3 protein-coding genes are annotated in these 2722 nt (G+C 46.6%); all 3 read left to right on the top strand.

Annotated features, from left to right (window positions below; translation table 11 throughout):
• The first annotated feature begins 233 nt into the window (after nt 1–233).
• Complete coding sequence (locus GAC_RS03245; RefSeq protein ID WP_010267630.1) at nt 234–1097, top strand: F0F1 ATP synthase subunit gamma; 864 nt, start codon at nt 234–236, stop codon at nt 1095–1097.
• Between the two features lie 6 nt (nt 1098–1103).
• Nucleotides 1104–1700, top strand: coding sequence for a GTP cyclohydrolase I (gene folE, locus GAC_RS03240; RefSeq protein ID WP_012658956.1), 597 nt, complete (start codon nt 1104–1106; stop codon nt 1698–1700).
• Nucleotides 1701–1709: 9 nt separating this feature from the next.
• The coding region (locus GAC_RS03235; RefSeq protein ID WP_198920532.1) for a TldD/PmbA family protein at nt 1710–2722 on the top strand (1013 nt) is incomplete at its 3' end.

Raw genomic sequence — 2722 nt, 5'->3', positions numbered from 1 at the left:
ACGACTCATAAACAGGAAGGACTGGGTCTTTTGTAACGCGCATCTCGTTGTGCACAAGCATGTGTATGCTTATTGTCTGCAACAAGGCTGCTATGTCGGCTCATACACATATTTCAATCTACGCAATAGGCATTATCGGGTTTTTCTGTACCGTTTTTATTTTGGAATTGCTTTTAGAGCTTGTACGACGGCCAAAAAACAATATACTTGCAGCGTGACAGTCTGGTGTGTCTATGGCCAATCTCAAAGCTCTTGCGCTAAGGATAAGGAGTGTTAGGTCTATACAAAAGACAACCAGGGTCATGCAGATGATTTCCGCTTCCAAGTTCCGCATAGCTAGGGAAGGCCTTGTCTGCGCTCGCGACTATTGCAGTGCCATAGCCAAGGAGGATAGCGAGCATCGATACCTAGCGGAGGCCGGCGGGGCGTCTGGAGTTCTACTGGTGGTGTTTTCGTCTGATAAAGGGCTGTGTGGAGGCTTTAACCACTCGGTTGCTAAGTTTCTGCGCGAATATGTTTCATCCATGGCCTCCTCCAGCGGTGGGGAGAGGCTAAGCTTTCTGTTTGTGGGAAAAAAGGCGCACGAGTTGGTTGGCTGCGCGAATGTACAGGCTTTTGGTGAAGTTGTGGGGGTCATACCTCAACCAAGAGGTATTGGCTTTCTGAATTTTAAAAGTATGCTTTATAGCCTGGGTGTGGATTTTTCCGCCTACAGCCGGGTGGTTGCGCTTTACAGTAGATTTTACAGTTCCGCGCGGCAGGAGCCGACCGCTGAAGATGTTTTGATAGTTGATAGTGCGAAAGAAAGCACTGAAGGCCGTGAAGCCAGCACGGAAGAGGTCATGTGCAATTATGATCCCAACTCTTCGTCTGTGCGCAAGAAGTTATACATAAACAGCTTCATAGGCAAGCTATACCTCGCAATGTGCGAGAGCTTGGTTTGTGAGCATTGCTCCCGTATGGTTGCCATGGAATCTGCTAACTCTAACACGAAAAGTATGTTGAATCGCCTACTGTTAGACTATAACCGTTCAAGACAAGCCTCAATTACCACTGACTTGATAGAGATAGTCAGTGGATGTGAAGCTTTGGGCTAGCCTGCCATGCATAAGGATTTAGCCCGCAAGCCTTCCGATAAAGACGCCAAAGAGGCGATTGAAGTTCTGATACGATGGATTGATGATTCTCCTGACAGGGAAGGTCTGTCCCTAGCGGCGGGTAGGGTTTTGAATGCCTATAAGGAGTCTTTTCAGGGATATGCGCTCGAATCATCGCATGACTTTCGCAATTCTGTATTTGCTAACGAAGGCTACTCCGATATGATACTGCTACGGGGGGTGAACTTTTCTTCTACGTGTGAGCATCATATGTCTCCGATGGCTGGGGTAGTGAATATTTCATACATTCCCAAGGCCACTGTAATTGGGGTTGGTACTGTAGTTAGGGTGGTAGACATATTTGCCAAGCGTTTGCAGGTGCAAGAGCGTATGACCGTCCAAATCGCGCAATTTTTGAGTGAACTCCTAAAGCCTGCGGGTGTCGCGGTGCTGATTGAGGCAAAGCACTGGTGTGCAAAATACTTGGGAGGAGAGGCTGTTAGTGATCTCAAATTGCAGACTAGCTGCATGTTAGGTGAATTTCAGAACAATCAGAATGTGCGCAGCGAGTTTTTCTGTAGAATAGGGTATAAATTTTCTTAGGAGCATGCTTTGAATACCCGAGAGATTACCGATGAAGTCATCAAAGTTGTCCGGTCTAGAGGTGTGGCGTGGGAGATAATAGTCTGCGCAGGTGAGTCCACAGCTGTTTCTCAGCGTTTGCTCAAACACGAAGAAACTACGTACTCTAAAGATTGCAAGATAGGCTTACGAGTCATAATTGACGGTAAGCGGTGTTCCTGTGTTTCCTTTAATGACCCAAGTAAAATTTCTGAACTAGTGGATGCTGCAATTGCAATAGCGTCATCCATGCCTGAAGATCCATACATTTCTATCAGCGATGTAAGCGGCGAGTATCGCGAAGATATAAGCAGTATGCTGTTGTTTGATGACTCAATAGTTGAGGTCTCAAGGATTTGCGAAATACTCAACATTATGGAAGATGCAGCGCTTTCTTATGATGGTAAGATAGTAAATTCCGAAGGTGCATCTTTTTCTCGCTCGAACAGTGAAATGGTGCTTGCCACTTCCAACGGGTTTATGGGCTCGTACAAACGGTCTTGTTTTTCTACTTCTGTATCTGTCGTATCCTCCGATGGCGGGAAGATGGAAGTGGATTATAGCTTTTCTGTAAAGAATCGCTTTGCTGACCTGGAAAAGCCGGAAATTTTGGGTAAAGACGCAGCTGCCAGGGCGTTCAGAAGGCTTAATGCACGTGAGATGAAAACCTGCAAGGTTCCCGTATTGTTTGAAAACCGGGTAGCGTCCGCCTTTTTAAAAAGTTTTGCTGCGGCGATTAACGGCAGCGCAGTAGCTGATAAAACGTCATTTCTTGTTGATAGCATTGGTGGCAATATTTTTCGCGGCGATATTGATATTGTCGATGATCCTCTAATGCCCGGTGGGCTCTCCACAAGGCCATTCGATGGGGAAGGGGTTGGCAGTCGTAGGAATAACGTGGTTGAAGGTGGGGTCCTAAAAAGTTGGCTGCTAGACATGCGTACTGCAAAACAACTCGGATTGCATACTACAGGTAGCGCAATAAGATGCAGTAATGCCTCGGT

The organism is Anaplasma marginale str. Florida (assembly GCF_000215485.1).
GTDB lineage: Bacteria > Pseudomonadota > Alphaproteobacteria > Rickettsiales > Anaplasmataceae > Anaplasma > Anaplasma marginale.
Note: the sequence above shows the minus strand (reverse complement) of the source record. Positions and strands in the feature narration are given on the sequence as shown.

Excerpts from the sequence above, each read along its gene's own strand:
- folE (WP_012658956.1), top strand. The coding sequence starts at position 1,104 with ATGCATAAGGATTTAGCCCGCAAGCCTTCCGATAAAGACGCCAAAGAG.
- GAC_RS03245 (WP_010267630.1), top strand. The coding sequence starts at position 234 with ATGGCCAATCTCAAAGCTCTTGCGCTAAGGATAAGGAGTGTTAGGTCT.